20 protein-coding genes, 1 pseudogene and 1 riboswitch are annotated in these 20,554 nt (G+C 40.6%); of the genes and pseudogenes, 4 read left to right on the top strand and 17 right to left on the bottom strand.

The genetic code is table 11. The features are described 5' to 3' along the window. The first annotated feature begins 20 nt into the window (after window positions 1-20). Window positions 21-1,967 carry a hypothetical protein gene (locus GKR92_09935; GenBank protein ID QMU61995.1) on the top strand — a complete coding sequence of 649 codons (1,947 nt, stop codon included), beginning with the start codon at window positions 21-23 and terminating at the stop codon, window positions 1,965-1,967. A 64-nt stretch (window positions 1,968-2,031) separates the two neighbouring features. On the opposite strand, the gene GKR92_09940 is transcribed toward GKR92_09935, so the two are convergent. After that, window positions 2,032-2,355: a hypothetical protein gene (locus GKR92_09940; protein ID QMU61996.1), complete on the bottom strand. Its 324-nt coding sequence runs from the start codon at window positions 2,353-2,355 to the stop codon at window positions 2,032-2,034. 99 nt (window positions 2,356-2,454) lie between these two features. Here GKR92_09940 and GKR92_09945 point away from each other — a divergent pair, with 99 nt between their 5' ends. From GKR92_09945 to GKR92_09955, 3 genes are all read left to right on the top strand, one after another. Next, window positions 2,455-3,087 (top strand): cation transporter, encoded by a 633-nt coding sequence (locus GKR92_09945; GenBank protein QMU61997.1) that lies wholly within the window; start codon window positions 2,455-2,457, stop codon window positions 3,085-3,087. 335 nt (window positions 3,088-3,422) lie between these two features. Beyond that, a riboswitch (cyclic di-GMP riboswitch) is annotated at window positions 3,423-3,510 on the bottom strand. Window positions 3,511-3,839: 329 nt separating this feature from the next. Next, window positions 3,840-5,339, top strand: a complete 1,500-nt coding sequence (locus tag GKR92_09950) for a catalase (GenBank protein QMU61998.1) — start codon at window positions 3,840-3,842, stop codon at window positions 5,337-5,339. A 114-nt stretch (window positions 5,340-5,453) separates the two neighbouring features. Next, a complete protein-coding gene (locus tag GKR92_09955) occupies window positions 5,454-5,861 on the top strand; it encodes a DUF454 family protein (protein ID QMU61999.1) in 408 nt (135 codons plus the stop codon). Here GKR92_09955 and GKR92_09960 read toward each other — a convergent pair. The 16 genes and pseudogenes from GKR92_09960 to GKR92_10035 form a co-directional block, all read right to left on the bottom strand. Further along, a pseudogene (locus GKR92_09960) lies at window positions 5,818-6,715 on the bottom strand (LysR family transcriptional regulator). The gene GKR92_09955 and the pseudogene GKR92_09960 overlap by 44 nt on opposite strands. A 168-nt stretch (window positions 6,716-6,883) precedes the next feature. Then, window positions 6,884-7,438: a DUF805 domain-containing protein gene (locus GKR92_09965; GenBank protein QMU62000.1), complete on the bottom strand. Its 555-nt coding sequence runs from the start codon at window positions 7,436-7,438 to the stop codon at window positions 6,884-6,886. 93 nt (window positions 7,439-7,531) lie between these two features. Then, a complete protein-coding gene (locus GKR92_09970) occupies window positions 7,532-8,113 on the bottom strand; it encodes a redoxin family protein (protein QMU62001.1) in 582 nt (193 codons plus the stop codon). A gap of 58 nt (window positions 8,114-8,171) precedes the next feature. Next, window positions 8,172-10,001, bottom strand: coding sequence for a glutamine--fructose-6-phosphate transaminase (isomerizing) (gene glmS, locus GKR92_09975; GenBank protein QMU62002.1), 1,830 nt, complete (start codon window positions 9,999-10,001; stop codon window positions 8,172-8,174). Between the two features lie 28 nt (window positions 10,002-10,029). Continuing rightward, the gene (gene glmU, locus GKR92_09980) at window positions 10,030-11,400 is read right to left on the bottom strand and encodes a UDP-N-acetylglucosamine diphosphorylase/glucosamine-1-phosphate N-acetyltransferase (protein QMU62003.1); all 1,371 of its coding nucleotides are present in this window, start codon (window positions 11,398-11,400) and stop codon (window positions 10,030-10,032) included. 211 nt (window positions 11,401-11,611) lie between these two features. Then, window positions 11,612-12,040 carry a F0F1 ATP synthase subunit epsilon gene (locus GKR92_09985; GenBank protein QMU62004.1) on the bottom strand — a complete coding sequence of 143 codons (429 nt, stop codon included), beginning with the start codon at window positions 12,038-12,040 and terminating at the stop codon, window positions 11,612-11,614. Beyond that, window positions 12,041-13,420, bottom strand: a complete 1,380-nt coding sequence (gene atpD / locus GKR92_09990; GenBank protein QMU62005.1) for a F0F1 ATP synthase subunit beta — start codon at window positions 13,418-13,420, stop codon at window positions 12,041-12,043. Between the two features lie 76 nt (window positions 13,421-13,496). Next, window positions 13,497-14,360 (bottom strand): F0F1 ATP synthase subunit gamma, encoded by an 864-nt coding sequence (gene atpG, locus GKR92_09995; GenBank protein ID QMU62006.1) that lies wholly within the window; start codon window positions 14,358-14,360, stop codon window positions 13,497-13,499. A gap of 47 nt (window positions 14,361-14,407) precedes the next feature. Continuing rightward, on the bottom strand, window positions 14,408-15,949 hold the full coding sequence (locus tag GKR92_10000) for a F0F1 ATP synthase subunit alpha (protein ID QMU62007.1): 1,542 nt from the start codon (window positions 15,947-15,949) through the stop codon (window positions 14,408-14,410). 59 nt (window positions 15,950-16,008) lie between these two features. Continuing rightward, a complete protein-coding gene (locus GKR92_10005; GenBank protein ID QMU62008.1) occupies window positions 16,009-16,545 on the bottom strand; it encodes a F0F1 ATP synthase subunit delta in 537 nt (178 codons plus the stop codon). A gap of 31 nt (window positions 16,546-16,576) precedes the next feature. Further along, window positions 16,577-17,047 carry a F0F1 ATP synthase subunit B gene (locus GKR92_10010; protein QMU62009.1) on the bottom strand — a complete coding sequence of 157 codons (471 nt, stop codon included), beginning with the start codon at window positions 17,045-17,047 and terminating at the stop codon, window positions 16,577-16,579. 40 nt (window positions 17,048-17,087) lie between these two features. Continuing rightward, the gene (atpE, locus tag GKR92_10015) at window positions 17,088-17,336 is read right to left on the bottom strand and encodes a F0F1 ATP synthase subunit C (protein QMU62010.1); all 249 of its coding nucleotides are present in this window, start codon (window positions 17,334-17,336) and stop codon (window positions 17,088-17,090) included. 35 nt (window positions 17,337-17,371) lie between these two features. Then, on the bottom strand, window positions 17,372-18,241 hold the full coding sequence (gene atpB, locus GKR92_10020) for a F0F1 ATP synthase subunit A (protein ID QMU62011.1): 870 nt from the start codon (window positions 18,239-18,241) through the stop codon (window positions 17,372-17,374). A gap of 3 nt (window positions 18,242-18,244) precedes the next feature. Next, window positions 18,245-18,664 (bottom strand): hypothetical protein, encoded by a 420-nt coding sequence (locus tag GKR92_10025; GenBank protein ID QMU62012.1) that lies wholly within the window; start codon window positions 18,662-18,664, stop codon window positions 18,245-18,247. 140 nt (window positions 18,665-18,804) lie between these two features. Next, window positions 18,805-19,704 carry a ParB/RepB/Spo0J family partition protein gene (locus GKR92_10030; GenBank protein ID QMU62013.1) on the bottom strand — a complete coding sequence of 300 codons (900 nt, stop codon included), beginning with the start codon at window positions 19,702-19,704 and terminating at the stop codon, window positions 18,805-18,807. 38 nt (window positions 19,705-19,742) lie between these two features. Further along, a complete protein-coding gene (locus GKR92_10035) occupies window positions 19,743-20,546 on the bottom strand; it encodes an AAA family ATPase (GenBank protein ID QMU62014.1) in 804 nt (267 codons plus the stop codon). Window positions 20,547-20,554: the final 8 nt, after the last annotated feature.

Here is a 20,554-nt window from a genome sequence, read left to right on the forward strand (position 1 = left end):
TAACATAAAAATGGCTACTTATGAGATTACGAGTTGGATTACACATACTATTTATATGCAGCTTAATCACATGCGCTGCGCATGCATCTACAGACCTTGATGACTTATTTATTACCGTAGATGGAATTGATTACGCAGTTGAACTAGAAAAAAGTAGCTTAGCAGAACGCATTCAAGTCAACATAGATGTCAATGCAGAAGAAAATAACGATTTAGAACTCTATCAAGGTGCCGCACCTGAAGTACCTGGAAGCTGGGTAGCAGCTTCTTATCACGATGGCGAATGGCAGGGTCTTGCGTCTATTCACGATAAATTATATGAACTTAAAGGTGCAGGTCTTTCTGGAGTAGCGCTAAGTGTTGTTGGTAATGATATTTCCGTTTCTATGGAAGCCAACGAACTGAACCTAAGTGGTGAATTTGATCTGTCAAACATGTGCGCGATGCCGCATGCATATAATGAAGTAACAAAGTCAGCTTTAGCCTCTATCGTTCCAAATGCGAATGCGGTGAACGGTGGAGTATTAGGGCAAAACAATGTTGCCTTTGCTGTAGGTGGTATCACTCAAGCAGTCAATGTAGTGCTGGCACTAGATCAGTTTCATACCGCTCAATATGCTGACTCAATACAGCGTGCGATGCGCATTATAAATAATGTTGATGCTATCTATCGCAACAGTCTTGGCATTGCTATTAACAACACGGCTATACAAAGTTTCGACAATAACAATCCACTGTTTGTGGGTGTAACCGATGCAGAGGTTTTGTTAAATCAGTCTATTATTAATCAAGCTAATGTATTTGGAAATAATCAACTCACGTTAGGCGCTTTAATCACCGCTAGAGATATACAAGTACCGTTAATAGGTAACGGTGTTGCCGGGATCGCGCCACTAAGTGCAACCTGTGTTACACAAAATGGTTTAAACATCGCAATAAGTGTAAACGAAGATCGGGCTTCGGAAGGGGTGGCTTCAGTCATCCTAGCGCACGAAATGGGGCATAACTTTGGCGCCGAACATGATGGTCCACCTAACAATGCTGCGTGCCCAGCAAGTACCTTTATTATGTCTCCAGTTGTAGCGAATGGGTTAAATGCATTTTCACAATGCTCAAGAGATGAAATAAATGCACATATAGCACTTGGGAATTGCTACAAAGAGCCAATTGATATCGCTCTCGCTCGATTCGGCGCCGCACCAGCAAATAATCTTGCGCAACAACAAGAAATTATTCGTCAAGTCTCTGTCACAAATAACGGTACGGTTGCAGTGAGCAACGTACAAATTGATGGTGATATCGATAATGTTGCATTCGCTAGTTTTAGCGAAGTTACAGTAAATGGGCAAGCCTGTGCATTACTCGCTGCTGGTAAATCATATCAATGCACTATTGCTTCTATTGCTGCAGCTGCACAACAAATTATTACTGAAAAAATCCAAACCGCAGGATTAGGGACTTTCACATTCACTTCATCATTTGATAGCTCAAATGTCACACAAAGAATTGATATTATTACTGGTAACCAACTTATCACTGACAATCGTACCGTAAACCAAGCTGCCGCTGCGCCTATTGCAGCTTCAGGATTAAGTGCAAGCGCGCAAAACACAGGTGATATCGCATTAGCTTGGACAGATAATAGTAACAATGAGCAAAACTTTATGGTGCAAAGAGCAAGTAACGGTGGGGGATTGGCTACGATCGCTAATTTACCAGCCAATACTACTTCTTATACGGATAACTATACTAACCTAACCGTAGGAACAGCCTATACCTATCAAGTCATTGCCTTGAATGCTATTGGAAATGCACCATCGAATACATCTACCGCAACAGCATTAGAACGTACCGTAACCTCTAGCAGCCCTGCTGCATCAGAAGATGGCGGCGGCGGAGGTGGCGGTGCCTTTTATTGGCTAACGGCAATTCTATTGTTAGCAAGAACAGCCAAACGCTTTAATTAAACAAAGCCTATTCATACAATACTAATGACCGCAATTGCTCTAATGCGGTCATTCTGAGCTTTACTTATTTAATCCGATAATTTGCTTGGGGCCAGAGTTCATTAATTTCATCTGCCTGATGTTTGGCATTAAACCTTTCCCATATGATTCCATTCACGTCTATCTCACTACTGAATTCCAATGCGCTGTCATCTTCCCACCCTAAATGACGAAGCAATCCCGGTGAAGAATCTTTATCTCGACGAATTGAAACATTAAGTGCTTCTGTTCTCCATAATGCATATTCATTATTTACAAGCGAGCATGGCTGCTGTCCCAAACGCTCACTGTAGTCTTTTATGCTTTCATCTAACTTATCCGTAGAAATGGAGATATGCAGTTTTTTCATAATTAGTTCTTTGTTTGAATTTAATAAATTCTATGCCTACGTTCGACCAATAGCAGTCATTCGATAGATTTTATTAGATAATATAGACCACCACCGAATATGGATACATCATTTGTGAGTAAAAGTTGTTGCCAGAACCAGATAGACGTTGCGGCATTACATGCTAAGCAACGTCGAGTGCTGATTATTATCCTAGTGCTAAATTCAGCAACGTTTCTAATGATGGTCTTCGGTTCAATCATCAGCGGCTCATCATCTCTGTTATCTGGCGCACTAGATAATTTCGGTGATGCATTAACCTACGCACTAAGTTTGATGGTGATAAGTGCAAGCTTGGTCGCCAAAGCACGTGTAGCTTTGTTTAAAGGCGTGTTGATCCTAGGTGCAGCACTTGTCGTTGCTATACAGATTGCTTGGAGCTTATTTCATCCGGCAACCCCTGCATTTGAATCAATGGGGATTGCTGCATTTTTAAATTTAGGAGTTAATTTAATATGTCTTTGGTTGTTAATGTCGTATCGATATGGTGATGTGAACATGTCGTCTGCATGGGAATGCTCACGCAATGATGTAAACGAAGGTATAGCCGTTATTGCTGCGGCACTTGGAGTATGGGTCTTTCAATCTGGTTGGCCTGATTTGGTGATTGCAGTCGTTCTATTAATTCTATTTTTACGCTCGGCTATTCGTGTACTTCGTAGTGGATGGCGAGAACTTCATTCGTCGTTGTAGTAAAACATACTAATGTCCACTTTGGGTCGTTAGCGGTCATTTTGAATGTGTTATTTATTGAATCCAACCCGATACCCCTCAGTGGTTTAGCTTATATTTGTCTTAGAGAAATATTATAAACTCAACTTATTTTATTTATTTAGTTTTAGCTGCTATTGCGGTCTTTGTTATTTGGAGCAATTCAAGAAAGGTGTAGCGGAATAGCTATTACATAGCATAAATAATTACGAAGATTCATGACTAGGCGAAGCGCCTAGTTAAAAGGAATTAGGAAGCAAGGTAAACAGCGTTCAGACGTAGAGAATGAGAGAGTTGTTGGAGAGAGAGGTTCACTATCTGGTAATTCCGCTGTCATAGAATCCTTGCTTCCTTAGACCGGTGATTTTGCGCCCCTATCTTTCAATAGGTTTGCCATTTTCAGAAGTTATATTAATCCTCAGTTATCAACAAACAAATATAGTTTAGTAATAACCACTCAGTAATAACTAGTAATCAATCACACTTTTCCCTGTATACCGCCCATTCTTGCTTCAATTAATTTACTTAAAATCAGTCTGTTATTAGCAAGTCGGGTTAAAAGGTACTGAATTCCAGATAAGTGTTATATGTATATAATTAACCATCTATAAAAACGATTATTACCATGAAAACAATCTAATTTACTAATTAACAATAGGAGTGGATTATTACTGCCATCAGAACTCATACAGTGCAGAGCCTGCACTGATCTTAATTTAACGATAAGGGGCTTAATGATGGCGCAAAATAAACTAACAACTTCTACTGGCATCCCTATAGCAGATGACCAAAACGCAGTAACCGCAGGTGAACGTGGTCCAGTCTTAATGCAAGATGTGGCATTAATGGAAAAACTTGCACATTTTAATCGTGAAAGAATCCCAGAGCGTATTGTGCATGCCAAAGGAACAGGTGCATACGGTACATTTACCTTAAAAAAAGATCTTTCTAATTACACAATTGCTGACTTTCTAAATGGAAACGACAAACAGACAGAAGTCTTTCTTCGTTTCTCAACAGTAGGTGGTGAAATGGGCTCGGGTGATGCTGAGCGTGATCCTCGTGGCTTTGCAGTGAAGTTTTATACTAAGGAAGGTAATCACGACATTGTTGGAAACAATACACCAGTGTTTTTCATTCGAGATGGACATAAATTTCCAGATTTCATTCATACCCAGAAACGAGACCCGCAAACAAATCTTAAATCACCAGAAGCGGTTTGGGATTACTGGTCATTGAACCCAGAAGCGATGCATCAAATTACCATCTTAATGTCAGACCGTGGTGTACCTGCAGATTACCGTCACATGAATGGTTATGGTTCACATACCTTTGGAATGTGGAACAAGAACGGCGAGCGTTATTGGGTGAAATTCCACTTTAAAACAAAACAAGGTATTGAGTGTTTAACCGAACCTACCTCACGAGAAACCATAGGACAAGATCCCGATCATGCTCAACGTGATTTAGTAAATGCAATTGAGAACGGAGACTTTCCTCAATGGACAGTTAAAGTTCAAATCATGCCTGAAGCCGATGCAGAAACCTATAAGGTGAATCCTTTTGATGTTACCAAGGTTTGGAGCCACAGCGATTATCCATTAATTGAGATCGGCACTTTAGAACTTAATCGTAATGTTGAGAACTATTTTGCTGAAACAGAACAGGCTGCTTTTGCACCTAGCAACATGGTGCCAGGTATAGGTGCATCACCAGATAAGATGCTTCAGGCAAGATTGTTTGCCTATGCCGATGCACAGCGTTATCGAGTAGGCGCAAACTATAATCAAGTTCACGTTAACTGCCCACATGCAACACGTGCACAAAACTATCAGCGATCAGGTGCGATGGCGGGAGTAGTACAGCCTGGATCAGATGCAAATGTAATTGATCAAGCGGGTGCGAACTATTATCCAAATACTAAGGGTGGTCCAATAGATGGCCAAGAAATGAAAGAAGCAACACCTGAACCAGCTTTACGCATCTCGGGTGACGTAGATCGCTATGACCGCAATGAGGGCAATGATGATTACACTCAAGCGGGTGATTTATTTCGCTTAATGTCTAGTGATCAACAACTACAGTTAGTTGACAATATTGCGGGTGGATTAAGTCAATGCTCAAGTGATGTACAAGATCGTATGTTGCCTCACTTTGATCAAGCAGACTCACAGTACGGAGTCATGGTGAGAGATTCTATTGCTGCAATTACGGGAATACGTAAAGCCAGCTAAATAAAGTAATCTAAACTAAAACTGTGTCGGGTTGTATTAGCTTAAACACGCAGCCCGGCACATCACTTACTAATTGTACTCGTTCATATTTTAGAAATATTTAGAAATATATACATGAAGAAAATTATCTACAATACAATCGGTGCAGCCTCGCTTAGCTTAGGTATTGTAGGAGCATTTCTTCCATTATTACCTACTACATGCTTTGTTTTATTAGCAACCTGGGCGTTTGCTAAATCATCACCCTCAATTCACGCTTGGCTATATTACAAATCACCTTTTGCACGGTCAATACAGGAATGGCAAGAGCACCGAGTTATTCCAACAAAAGTAAAGTGGATTGCAACCTCATCTATCGTAGCGTCTTATTCACTTACATTACTGTTTGTTGAGAATATTTACGTATTGTGTGGGGTAGGTGTTGGTTTACTTTGCTTAATAGCTTACTTGCTCTCTAAACCTGGCAATATACAAGTGGTTACTTACCGACAACTTCCTGAATTACATCAGCCAGTAATTTAAATTCTTGTTTCCTAACACTAGACTTTCTCCAAGCCAAGCCTATTTCTCGATAAGATTTGTCTTTATAAGTCTTTAGTTTGTACTTTAGTATTTTTTAATAAGCCGCTATCAATTGCCATTTGTGGTATGAAGGTTATGCCAAGATCACTGTCGACCATTTGAATTAAACTGTATAAACCACTTGCAGAAAATTTACTTATATTCGTTTTACGGCCAAGACTACAGGCACTCAATGCATGATCTCGCAAACAGTGTCCATCCGCTAATAACATAATTGCATCATTGTTATGCTTATTTGGTGAAAAATTATCTGGGTCGATTAGAGTAGTGTCTTTTTTATAGGCAAGCTTAAAAGGGTCATTGAATATTGAAATCGTTTCCGTATTCTTTAATTCAACGGGAAGTGCTAACAGTAAAATGTCTAGTTCACCTAGCAATAATAGTTCATGTATTTTCTTAGTTTGTTCTTCAACCAAATAAAGCTCAAGACTTGAGAACTTTTTTCGAATCTTAGGTAGAATTTTTGGCAGCAAGAAAGGAGCAATGGTGGGGATTACACCCATTTTCAATACTCCGCTTAAGGGTTCTTGCACTGACTTGGCGATATCGACAATGCCTTCCATATCAAATATCGCGAGGCGTGCTTGTTGCGCGACTAACTTACCAGCAGAGGTAAACACTACACTTCGATTGGTCCGGTCTACTAATGAGACATTGAGAAGCGTTTCGAGATCTTTAATAGCAACACTAAATGCAGATTGAGTAACAAAGCAAGTTTCTGCTGCACGGCCGAAATGCAATTGTTTTTCTAGTGCTACCAGATAGCGGAGCTGCTTAACGGTGGGCAGATTTATCATATATAAAAGCGATTACTATCATGTAAATAATGAAATTTACTTATAGCAGGAAAAGCCTAGTATGGCCACCTATATAGATATTCATTGCCCTGGCGCTCTTCTCAGAAGATACTCCTCCCTCTTAACTCCCTGCCAGGGCAATGCTTTTTTAGGAATTATTTAATACTAGTTTTGAGATTCAATAACCTGTTGAGCACGCTCTACATAATCTTGATACGCAGGAATTGCAATTGCAGCAAGTATTCCTACAAGCACTATCGGTAAAATGAGGCCCGCAATAATTAGTAATCCTGAATTACTAGAAGGCTGCATACCATAAGAATTTGAGCCCTTAGTGCCGGGCCAGAAAAGAATATACAGCGCGAAGATAATTCCAACTATTGGAATGTATACTAGTAATTGCCACCAACCACTTTTATCTAAGTCATTTAATCTTCGTTTCATAAATATGATCGAAAACACTATTAAAGGCAAATATAGAACTACTAATATCACAACCATTATGGCTTCTGACATGCCGCTACTAGCAAGCATAGGAATCATAATTGCTGATAAAATGCCTAGAACTACAATTGTTAAAACAGTAGCAATCATTCCATAAGCTAGATATCTCAGCCTACCAATTCTTCCATTTAAGGCTAGAAATTTTGGTTGATAAGTTTGATCTGAAGATGTAGCAGGATTTGATTTAGGACTTTCGTAAGGATTAGTTGCTTCCATGTTTACTCCCTTAAAAAATTAAGTATGTATGATTATTAGTAATTCACTAAGACATAGAATGATACATCCTTACATTTACTGGGATAATGCTATTTAGTGGATAATATCCAAAAATTCTAAGACTTCGTCCGCTGTAGCACGATCTTGATGATTATCGCTAACTTTTGCATATTGAACGTAGCCACTATGGTCAATTACAAAGGCAGCTGGGTAAGCAGTTTCTTTTGGTGCATCCCATCTAAGCCCAAGGTGATTTGTAATCTTATAATCATGGTCAATAACAAATATTATGTTATTAGGTAGATCTACTTCTTTTTCCAATGGAGCTGTAAACTCTTGAGCACGCTTTTCCAGATTACTTACTTTACCCGGATATATAAATACTACCGGTGTGTTTCTTTGTTTTTTAAACTCGTCTGCCTTTGCTACGTATCCTGCAACTTGCGTTGAACACACAGGACATTGATAGCCTGGAAATCCGCGTAGCATAACTATTACTACTGAGCCTTTATCCACTAATTTTGAAAATTGGAATGAGTCTCCATGCATAGTAGTGCCCGAAAAATCTTCCAACTTGCTGCCCTCTTTAGGGCCAACTTGCACTTCTCCTGCATGTATCAGTCCCACACAGCAAAATAATACAAAACTAATAAATATGAATAAAAGATTTTTCATGTCATTACTCACTGATCTAATACTGAGGTTTAAATAGTTACTACAGAACAAGTATTAATTATTCTACTGTAACAGATTTAGCTAGATTTCTTGGTTGGTCAACATCAGTGCCCTTCAGAATAGCAACATGATAAGCAAGTAGTTGAAGTGGAATAGTAAACAATATAGGTGCTACCGCATTATCGGGTGCATCTACTTCTATTACGATAGTGTCTGGCTCAGATACAAAGCCCGAGCTGGCATCTGCAAATACGTGTAATACCCCACCTCTAGCACGTACTTCTTCAAGATTAGATTTTAATTTTTCAAGTAGCTCATCATTTGGCGCTACTGCAATTATGGGCATCTTGTCATCTACCAAAGCAATTGGGCCATGCTTAAGCTCACCTGCGGGATAAGCCTCTGCATGAATATAAGATATTTCTTTTAGCTTTAATGCACCCTCCATAGCTACTGGATGGTGTGAACCGCGCCCTAGGAATAAAGCATTCTGTTTGTCGCCGTAGTGTTTGGCTAATTTTTTGATTTTACCGTCTAACTCTAAAACTTTATTAATGCGCGTTGGTAAATTAGTTAATTGTTCAACTAATATTTTTTCCATTTCATCATGCATACCATGACGACGGCCAGTAGTAATAACTAACAGTAGTAATGCAATGAGCTGAGTAGTAAATGCTTTGGTAGAGGCAACACCAATTTCTGGGCCAGCATGCGTCATCAATGCAAGATCAGATTCGCGCACTAATGAACTCTCAGGAACATTACAAATTACTAAAGAACCTGCATATTCTTCTTCTTTAGATTGTTGTAATGCCGCTAAGGTATCTGCTGTTTCGCCTGATTGAGAAATGGTTACAAACAGTGTGCCCGGTTGAACAACATGTTTGCGGTATCGAAATTCACTCGCCACATCAATAAAACAAGGAATCCCTGCTAATTCTTCAAACCAAAACTTGGCTATTAAACCGGAGTGGTAACTTGTTCCACATGCAATAATTTGAATAATTTTAGTTTGATCTAAAATCTCTTTGGCTTTCGGACCTAAAATTTGTTCCGCAACACGTCCATTAATTAGTCTACCTTCAAGAGTGTCTGAAATTGCTTGTGGTTGCTCAAATATTTCTTTGAGCATGTAGTGCGGATAACCACCTTTTTCTACCGCATCAGCTGATAACTTACTTACTTTCGATTCTCGTTGTACTGATACACCCGTATGGTCAAGAATCTTTATTGCATCACGAGTAATTTCGGCAATATCACCATTTTCTAAAAAGATAAATTCTTGTGTTTCTTTGAGCAAGGCTTGTACATCAGAAGCAATAAAATTACCTTTTTTTCCTATGCCTAAAACCAATGGGCTGCCATTACGCGCAGCAATTAATTTATCAGGATCATTTTTATCAATAACGCCTAGTGCATAAGCTCCTTTAAGATCTTTGATAGTTTTACTGACCGCTTCATAGAGTGAAATATCTTGATCTAGGTAATGAACTATTTGGTGGGCAATAACTTCTGTATCGGTCTCAGAGGTAAAACTAAACCCCTGCTTAACTTGTTGGGCTCTTAACTCTTCAAAATTTTCAATAATACCGTTGTGCACAATAGCCACTCTGTCATTACAGATATGCGGGTGTGCATTATTTTCTGCAGGAATACCGTGAGTAGCCCAGCGTGTATGCGCAATACCTAACTGACCAATTAAAGCTGTCTGATCTAGTGCTGCGCTTAGCTCACTTACCTTCCCAGTTCTCCGAACACGATCGATCGATCCATTGGTAAGAACGGCCATACCTGCAGAGTCATAACCGCGGTACTCTAAACGACGCAAGCCCTCTAGTAATACTGGGGATACATCTCGGTTAGCAATAGCTCCAACAATTCCACACATATATTTTTAATCTAATTTGTTTAAAAATTTATTTTGGTTTCTTTTCGGGACGCTGCCAACCATCTATTGATACTTGCTTGCTGCGTGCCAAAGTTAGTTTTTGTTCAGGTGAATCTTTAGTTATGGTTGAGCCTGCTCCGATAGTTGCGCCATCGCCTATAGTCACCGGTGCTATAAATTGGGTATCTGAACCTACGAATACATTATCACCAATAGTAGTACGGTGTTTGTTAGCCCCGTCATAATTACAGGTGATCGTTCCTGCCCCGATATTAACGTTTTCGCCTAGATCGCTATCACCGATATAGCTTAAGTGGTTAATTTTACTGCCTGTTTTGACATTGGCTTTCTTAATTTCAACAAAGTTACCCACTTTCACATTCTCAGCCAACACCGTATCTGGGCGAATGCGAGCAAAGGGTCCTAACTCACAATTTTTACCTATATTGGCGTTCTCAATATGGCAGTTTGCAAGAATAGTGGTGCCTGCTTCAATACGAGAATTTATGACCACTGCATTAGCACCAATACTTACCCCATCGCTTAAAATATTGTCGCCGATAAATACGCTATTGATATCAATCTCAACATCTTTTCCTGTCTGTAATTTACCTCGAACATCAATGCGAGCTGGGTCAATCAGGGTTACGCCACTAGTCATTAGCTGTTCAGCAATTCGCAATTGCAAGAGACGCTCTACTTGAGCTAGATGCAATTTATTATTTATACCAAGGACTTCATTCTCGTCATTACAAATAATAGCTTCTACTTTTTGCTTTTGTTGAACCGCTAAAGCGATGCAATCTGTTAAATAATACTCTTGCTGCGTATTGTTATTACTAACATTAACCAGCCAGTTTTTTAAGTTACCTGCTTGAGCTGCAAGAATGCCAGAATTAATTTCTTTTATATTTAATGTTGTTTGGTCTGCATCTTTTTGCTCAACGATCGCTTGAACGTTATTTGAATTATTACGCACAATGCGCCCATAACCAGTAGGATCTTCTAGAACTGCAGATAATAGTACTAACTGTTTATTTGATAACTCATTAACTAATTGATTCAAGGTTTCTGTTTTAAGCAAGGGCACATCGCCATATAAAATTAAAACATTTTGTTGATCATTTTTTATATTTGGTAGAGCTTGTTGAACCGCATGCCCAGTACCTAATTGTTGTTCTTGCACACACCATGTTATTGCGTCATTTTGAAATGTTTCTTTTACTTGATCCGCACCATGTCCAATCACTACATAGATTGCATCTGGGGATAGTTGTTGTGCAGTTTCAATTACATGGGCCAGCATGGCTTGGCCTGCTACTTTATGCAGCACTTTTGGTAGTTCGCTTTGCATGCGAGTACCTTTCCCCGCAGCCAGGATGATGATTTCTAAACCCATATTAATTTTTATGTTTATAAACGATGAAGGTTATCAGCAACACATTAATAATACGTGTATGCGCGCCTGCTTTTACAACAGTTTATGCCAAGCTGTGGGATAAAAGAAAAGCTAATTTAGAACGGATGGGGAAATGGCCTGACAAAGCCACTAGGAAGACTGCTTTAAAGAGTATAAACGCTTGTTTTACATGTAAATTTAACTATGTAAATTATTTGCGAATCTTACGCATTCTTTCAATCATGCGCAGTTGTTCGGCAGCTCGAACCAGTTCAGCCTGGGCTTTAGCTGCATCAAAATCGCTTTGTTGATCTTTAAGCGCTTCTTCAGCATTTTGTTTAGCTTCTAGGGCTTTTGCTTCGTCTAAATCTTCAGCGCGTATAGCCGTATCAGAAAGAACAGTAACTACACCGGGTTGCACTTCAAGAATACCGCCAGATACATAAAGATACTGATCTTCTTCGCCCTCAATTTCTATCTTTAATTCACCTGGGCGTAAACCAGTTACCAACGGAGTATGGCGTGGGTAAATACCAACATCACCCATTTGTGCAGGCGCAAACACAGCGCTGATAGTGCCAGAGAATAATTCTTTCTCGGCACTTACTACATCAAGATGCATGGTGGTATTTTCGGCCATTTACTTTAATTCCTCAGCCTTTTTAATTACGTCTTCAATTCCACCTTGCATATAAAAAGCTTGCTCAGGCAAGTGGTCATACTCACCATCTACAATCGCTTTAAAGCTAGAGATGGTATCTTGTAGAGAAACTAATGCACCTGGAGTTCCAGTAAATACTTCAGCAACTGCAAACGGTTGAGATAAGAAACGTTGAATCTTTCGTGCACGAAATACGACTTGTTTATCTTCTTCAGATAATTCGTCCATACCCAGAATTGCAATAATGTCTTTTAGTTCTTTATAACGTTGCAAGGTGTTTTGAACCGCGCGAGCCGTATCGTAATGCTCATTACCAATAACTAATGGATCGAGTTGGCGACTAGTGGAATCTAAAGGATCCACCGCAGGGTAAATGCCTAGCTCGGCTACTTGTCTTGAAAGTACAACGGTTGCGTCCAAGTGAGCAAAAGTGGTTGCAGGTGATGGATCGGTTAAGTCATCCGCAGGTACGTATACCGCTTGAATAGAAGTAATAGATCCGTCACTAGTTGATGTAATACGTTCTTGTAGCGCGCCCATTTCTTCAGCCAGTGTTGGCTGATAACCCACCGCAGACGGCATACGTCCTAATAGTGCAGATACTTCTGTTCCTGCAAGTGTGTAACGATAGATGTTATCGATGAATAACAACATGTCTTTACCTTCATCACGAAAGTGTTCTGCCATAGTCAAACCCGTTAGTGCAACACGAAGGCGGTTACCTGGAGGCTCATTCATCTGTCCGTACACCATCGCCACTTTATCCAGAACATTGGCTTCTTTCATTTCATAATAGAAATCATTGCCTTCACGAGTACGTTCACCTACACCCGCAAACACAGAAAGACCAGAGTGTTTCTTTGCGATGTTATTAATCAGTTCCATCATGGTTACGGTCTTGCCTACACCTGCGCCACCAAATAAACCAATTTTGCCACCCTTAGCGAATGGGCATAGTAAATCGATTACTTTAATACCTGTTTCTAATAACTCATTACCACCGGCTTGTTCTTCGAATGTTGGTGGCGCGCGGTGAATTGGCATACCTGATTCAGCACCAATTTCGCCTACATTATCTATCGGTTCACCGAGTACATTCATAACACGGCCTAATGTTTTAGGTCCTACGGGTACAGTAATCGGCGCTTCAGTATTAGAAACTTTTAGACCACGCTGTAAACCATCCGAAGCACCCATTGCGATGGTTCTAACGATACCGTCACCTAATTGTTGCTGTACTTCTAGCGTAATTTTTTGTTCATCTACGATTAACGCATCATAAACATTTGGCACATTGTCACGTGCAAACTCGACGTCTACGACGGCACCAATAATTTGAGCAATTTGACCTGCACTCATGATAAATCCTCTTTAGCTCTAAATTTATTTAATCTATTTAAATTCTTGTGTTCAATTGCGATAACAGAGTGTTTGTTTACACCGCTGCTGCGCCACCACAAATTTCTGATATTTCTTGTGTAATCGCTGCTTGTCGCGCTTTGTTGTAAGCCAGCTCCAAATCAGAGATAAGGTCACCGGCATTATCCGATGCGCTTTTCATCGCCACCATTCTTGCAGACATTTCGCAAGCTACGTTTTCAACAACGCCTTGATAAACAATGGATTCTGCGTAACGCGTAAGTAGACCATCTAACACAGTCTTGGCATCAGGCTCATAAATGTAGTCCCAATGATGTTTCATTTCATCATTATCTTCTGCGGCAAGTGGCAGTAAGGGAGACACTTTTGGTTCTTGTGTCATGGAATTAACAAATTCATTTTCAACCAAGTACAAACGATCGATCTTGCCATCGGTGTAGGCATCTAACATGGCTTTAACGGTTCCAATTAGTTCTTCTAAATGAACTTCATCTCCTAATTGTGAAACTTGCGAGACTATATTTGCAGAAAACTTTTTGAAGAATTGCGTGGCTTTAGCGCCGATTAAGCAAAAATCAATTTCAACATTCTTATCTTGCCACTGCTGCATATCATTTAGTGCAGCTTTAAATAGGTTTACGTTTAAACCACCACATAACCCTCGATCGCTTGAGATAATAATATAACCAACGCGCTTAACTTCTTCTCGATCAAGCAAGAAAGGATGGTTGTATTCAGTGTTAGCATTAGCAAGGTGGCCAATTACATTACGCATTTTTGATGCATAAGGTCGCGTTGCATTCATGCGGTCTTTTGCTTTGCGCATTTTACTCGCGGCAACCATTTCCATCGCTTTGGTGATTTTTTGAGTATTTTTAATACTCGCAATCTGCGATCTTATTTCTTTTTCGTTTGCCATTAGTTATAAACTTTTAGATAAACCTTACCCAGTAGTTACCCTGAAATCTACCAAGTGCCTTTTGCTTTAAAGTCTTCAATCGCTTTCGCTAGTGAAGCTTCAATATCATCGTTGTAATCGCCAGTGTCATTTATATTGTCGAGTAAATCTTTATGTTGTGAATGCATAAAATCATGCATCGCTTTTTCAAAATCAACCACTTTATTTACATCAACATCATCAATGTAACCTTTGTCTACGGCATATAGCGACACAGCCATCTCGGCAACGTTTAATGGTGCGTACTGGTTTTGCTTCATCAATTCCATTACCCGCTCGCCACGCTCTAATTGTTTCCTCGTTTGCTCATCAAGATCTGATGCAAACTGTGAGAACGCTGCAAGCTCACGATATTGAGCCAGTGCTAATCGTACACCACCACCAAGCTTTTTAATGATCTTAGTTTGTGCTGCACCGCCTACACGAGATACCGAAAGACCCGCGTTAATCGCAGGACGAAAACCAGAGTTAAACAAATCACTTTCTAAGAAAATCTGTCCGTCGGTAATTGAAATTACGTTGGTAGGTACGAATGCAGATACGTCGCCCGCTTGTGTTTCAATAATAGGTAATGCAGTTAGTGAGCCGGTCTTACCTTTTACTTCGCCTTTTGTAAAATCTTCTACATATTCAGCATTTACGCGTGATGCCCGCTCTAACAAACGCGAGTGTAAATAGAACACATCACCTGGATACGCTTCGCGACCTGGTGGACGACGCAACAACAAGGATACTTGTCTATAAGCCCAAGCCTGTTTGGTTAAATCATCATAAATAATTAAAGCATCTTCACCACGGTCACGGAAATATTCACCCATTGAACAACCAGAATAGGGTGCAATGTATTGCATCGCGGCGGATTCTGCTGCCGCTGCATTAACGATAATGGTGTGGCCCATTGCATCGTGCTCTTCTAATTTACGTACTACGTTAGCAACAGAAGAATTCTTTTGACCGATCGCAACATATATACATTTAACGCCAGTACCTTTTTGATTGATGATAGCGTCAATCGCTACTGCCGTTTTACCCGTTTGGCGATCGCCAATAATTAACTCACGTTGGCCACGGCCAATTGGCACCATGGCATCAATTGATTTCAATCCTGTTTGAACGGGTTGGTCTACTGACTTACGCTCAATTACACCTGGCGCAATTTTTTCTACTGGAGCCGTTAGTGTGGTCTTAATTGGACCTTTGCCGTCGATAGGCTCACCTAGAGAATTTACCACGCGACCTAATAGTTCTGTACCAATCGGTACTTCAAGAATACGGCCAGTACATGAAACCTTGTCGCCTTCAGTGATATGTTTGTAATCGCCTAGTACTACCGCACCAACTGAATCACGCTCTAAGTTAAGCGCCATACCGAATGTATTTTTTGGAAACTCCAACATTTCACCGGCCATTACATCGGCCAGACCATGAACACGCACAATTCCGTCGGTTACACCTACTACAGTGCCCTCTGTGCGCGCCTCAGCAACAGCATCAAAATTCTCGATGCGGCTTTTAATGAGTTCGCTTATTTCTGTTGGGTTAAGTTGCATGTTTCAAATCCTCGTTAATATACCCAGGTGTACCCAGTACTAATAAATGTATTTAATTCTTAATTTGTTAACGTAGTAGACAGTTTATTAAGTCGCCCACTAAGCGAACCATCAATTACCATATCGCCAGCACGAATAATTGCGCCGCCAATTAATGTTGGATCTATCTTAGAAGTGATACGCACTTCTTTACCTAGTCGTGTCTTAAGTGCTGCAGCAATTTTTGCAAGTTGCGCATCGCTCGTTTCACTTGCAGATATTATTTCTGCATCAATACTTCCTTCCGCTTCTGCACGATAATGTTCGTACAATGCTGCAATTTCTGGCAGCAATTTAAGGCGGTCGTTTTCAGTTAATAATTTGATGAAATTTTTAGCACGTTGATCAATTTTATCTTCACAAACCGATATGAACATTTCTGCCGATTGTTCTTGAGACAAACCTGGGCTATCTAACAACGCCGTCATGGTCGGGTCATAGGCTATTGCAGCTATGAATGACAACATATCCGTCCACTGTTGTTGTTCGCCATGTGTATTAGCGATATCAAATGCGGCTCTAGCATATGGTCTTGCAGCTGTAGTGAGTTCAGACATTAATTTTTTAGTGTTGCCTTACCGTAGATTATTAAATCTGAGATGCAAGATCATCCAAGATATCTTGGTGTGAACTAGCATTGATCTCTTTCTTCAAAATGCGCTCAGCACCAGCCACTGCAATGGTTGATACTTGAGTGCGCAATGTTTCTTTAGCGCGATTCACTTCTTTTTCAACTTCAGCATGGGCCGCTTCTTTAATACGGTTGCCTTCATCAACGGCTACTGACTTTGCGTCTTCAACCATTTCATTAGCACGCTTTTGTGCTTGGCCAAGAATTTCGGAGGCTTGTTGTTTAGCTTCAGATAATTGCTTAGCTGCATTTTGCTCCGCAATTTCTTGTTGCTGCATGCCACGCTCAGCTTCAGCTAATCCATCTGCAATTTTCTTTTTGCGCTCATCTAACGCTGCCATAATGGGTGGCCATACAAATTTCATGCAAAAGAAAACAAACACAATAAATGCGATCGTTTGCCCAAACAGGGTGAGATTAATATTCATACCTAAACCTTAATTTAAACTATTACTGTTTGACGAATACTTAGCCTGCGCCGCCAACTACTGCAAATAGTACATATAGACCAATAGCGATTGCGATTACTGGTAACGCATCCACCAGACCCATTACGATAAAGAACTGAGTTCTTAGCATTGGGATAAGTTCCGGTTGGCGTGCGGCACCTTCTAAGAATCGACCGCCTAAAACGCCGATACCTACTGCGGCACCTGCTGCACCAATACCTAGCATAAGCGCGCCAGCTACATAAAGTATTGCTATTGATAGTTCCATTTTCTTCTCCTATTACAAATTACTTAATTAAACGATTAATGATGTTCTTGATGTGCCATATCTAGATAAACAATGGTCAACACCATAAATATAAATGCCTGTAGAACGATGATCAAAATATGAAAAATTGCCCAGCCTAGCTGCAGCAAACCGCCCATAGTTCCCCACACAATGCCGCCGCTGTACAGCAGCGCGATCAGAATAAAAATCATTTCGCCAGCGTATAAATTTCCAAATAAACGCAGCGCTAAAGACACAGGCTTAGAAATTAACGAGATGCCTTCAAGCAATAAATTTGCAGGCATACCCCATTTACCAAATGGCTGTAATGTAAGCTCGCCTAAAAATCCCCCGAGCCCTTTCATCTTTACACTGTAGTAAAGCATCAAAGCAAAGATAGCCAATGCCATGCCAAAGGTGATGTTCGGATCGGTCGTTGGCACAACTTTGAAATACACATGATGTGGATCTACTCCAAATACAGAATGGCCAATCATGCCAGCCAAGTGTGGAATCCAATCCACGGGAACTAAATCCATCAAATTCATTAACAACACCCAAAAGAAAATCGTTAACGCTAGCGGTGCAACCATGTCGTTTTTAGCATTAAACGAACCGCGGACATTTTCATTTACAAAATCGACCACCCATTCAACAAAATTTTGTAAGCCGCTTGGCACCCCCGCCGTCATAGATTTGCCTGCGCGACGAAAAATATAGATGAAAACTGCGCCTAAAAATATTGACCAAATCATGCTATCCACATGAATCGCCCAAAATCCCATTTCAGTAGCTTCTTGTGCATTATGTGCAAATCCCCAATGACCGTCGGGGTGCTGACCATAGGTCCAATTGGTCAGGTGGTGCTGAATATATTCAGAAGAAGTAATTGTATCGCCGGCCATTATTTAAGGTATTTGTTTTAGAGTTGGTTTGCTTGAAAATTGCGAAATTAAAGGTACGGCCCACATACACGAATGTGTAATGAAGTACGTTACAAATAATGCTATCGGATGAACTTCCTTATATTTTATTAAAACTATCGCTAACAATGCGACAGCTAAACCCATTTTTACAAATTCTGCTACAAATGCAGATCGCAACAAGGCAGGTGCAACTGCAATTCTGCGTTTATACAACTGTTGTGCAAAATACATATTGGGCACTGCACAAACAAAACCACCTAAAAATGCTGATAGAGCAAATTCACGATTAACCAAAAACAAGCTAGCCGCAATAAAAAATGTAACCAGCCATTGCCACACCAATATTCGATGTATTTGCGTAGGAATTGTTAATTTTCGAACCAAGTTTATTAGCTTTATTATTTAAAGGTTCTTTATCCAACAGCCATTCATAATTCGAGGCTGATATCAGCTTCAATAGAGGCGCGAAGTATAAATTTTAGCCCGCCAAATCTCAATAGGTCCGAGGGTGTATTACCCGCTGAAGTTGAACAAACTTTAAGCTAATTTGATTTGCCTAGTAGCTTATCAACGATTCCCTCAAATTCATCAAGGTTGGTATATCTAATTTGCAGTCGTCCACTACCATTTTGACTATGCTGAATGGATACTCGAGCTCCTAGTCGATCTGCTATGTTGTTTTCCATGCGCGAAACATCTGGATCTTGATGGTTAGCTGCAGTGGTTTTCTTTTTGCCCTTGCCCTCAAGCAACTGCTTAACCATAGCTTCTGCGCCACGCACTGAGAGCTGACGCTGAATAATGGTTTGTGCGCATTTACTTTGCTGCTGTTCAGCAAGCGCTAATAAAGCACGCGCATGTCCCATCTCCAAGTCACCTTGGTTGAGCATATCTTTGACCGGCTGTGCTAGTGCCAATAAGCGTAGGCTGTTGCTCACTGCAGCGCGCGAGCGACTCACCACTTCGCCTACCTCTTGATGAGTAAGACCAAATTTTTCGATTAAATTAGCAAATGCCTGAGCTTCTTCTAGAGGATTTAAATCTTCGCGCTGAAGATTTTCAATAATCGCTATAGCGGCAGCTTCTTGATCATTAACGTCTTTAATCACTGCAGGAATATCTTGCAGACCTGCTTGTTGTGAAGCACGCCAACGACGTTCGCCAGCAATTAGCTCATAACCATCACCCAACTTGCGAACAACAATGGGCTGCACCACACCTTGTTGGCGAATGGAACTCGCGAGTGCTTCAAGTGCTTCCGGTTCCATAACTTGCCGTGGCTGATACGGACTTTGATGAATCATGTCGATAGGTAAACTCTGTAATGACTTATCTGTGCTGGTGTAACTGGCATCACTGTTGCTAATTGCATTTTCAGTTTTCGCCGCACTCAGTAATACATCGACACCTAAGGATCCTAATCCGCGTTTTTTCTTAATCATATTGAATCACTTATTTCTAAAACTTTTATCAAGCTAAATTAACTCGCTAAAGCCGACGGTATGTCGCCTGCGGTACGGCTTTCGTCGCGACGTAGCATTTCACCCGCTAACGCTAAATAGGCCAATGCGCCACGCGAGCGCTTGTCATAGAGTAATACTGGCAAACCATGACTGGGTGCTTCTGCCAATGTGACATTGCGAGGGATAATGGTGCGATACACGCTTTCGCCAAAGTGTGAGGTTAATTGTGCCGATACGTCATTGGCTAAGTTATTGCGTGGGTCATACATGGTGCGCAACAGGCCTTCGATTTTTAATTCAGGATTGGCCGACATGCGTATACGTTCAATGGTTTGCGTGAGCGCGGATAGGCCTTCTAAGGCATAGTATTCACACTGAGTTGGAATTATTACGCTGTTCGCAGCCACCAAGCCATTCACAGTAAGCATGTTTAATGAAGGCGGGCAATCGATAAATATATAGTCATAGTCATCAACCACTTCTTGTAATGCTTTGCGTAATTTAAATTCTCTGCCTTTTACATCTAATAACTTAACTTCCGCGACGGTTAGCTGCTCATTTCCTGGCAATAAGTCATAACCGCCTTTACTACCTTTCACAATACATTCGCTTACCAAGGCTTCATCAAGCATGACTTCTGCAGCAGTCCTTTCGATGGTGCGTTTATCCACACCAGAACCCATGGTGGCATTGCCTTGAGGATCCAGGTCAATTAATAACACGCGGCGATTGGTCGCTGCCATTGAGGCTGCCAAGTTTACCGAGGTCGTGGTCTTGCCTACTCCGCCTTTTTGATTGGTTACTGAAATGGTTTTTGTCATTTGCTGTT

The sequence above is a fragment of the Gammaproteobacteria bacterium genome, from assembly GCA_014075255.1.
Taxonomy (GTDB): domain Bacteria; phylum Pseudomonadota; class Gammaproteobacteria; order UBA4575; family UBA4575; genus JABDMD01.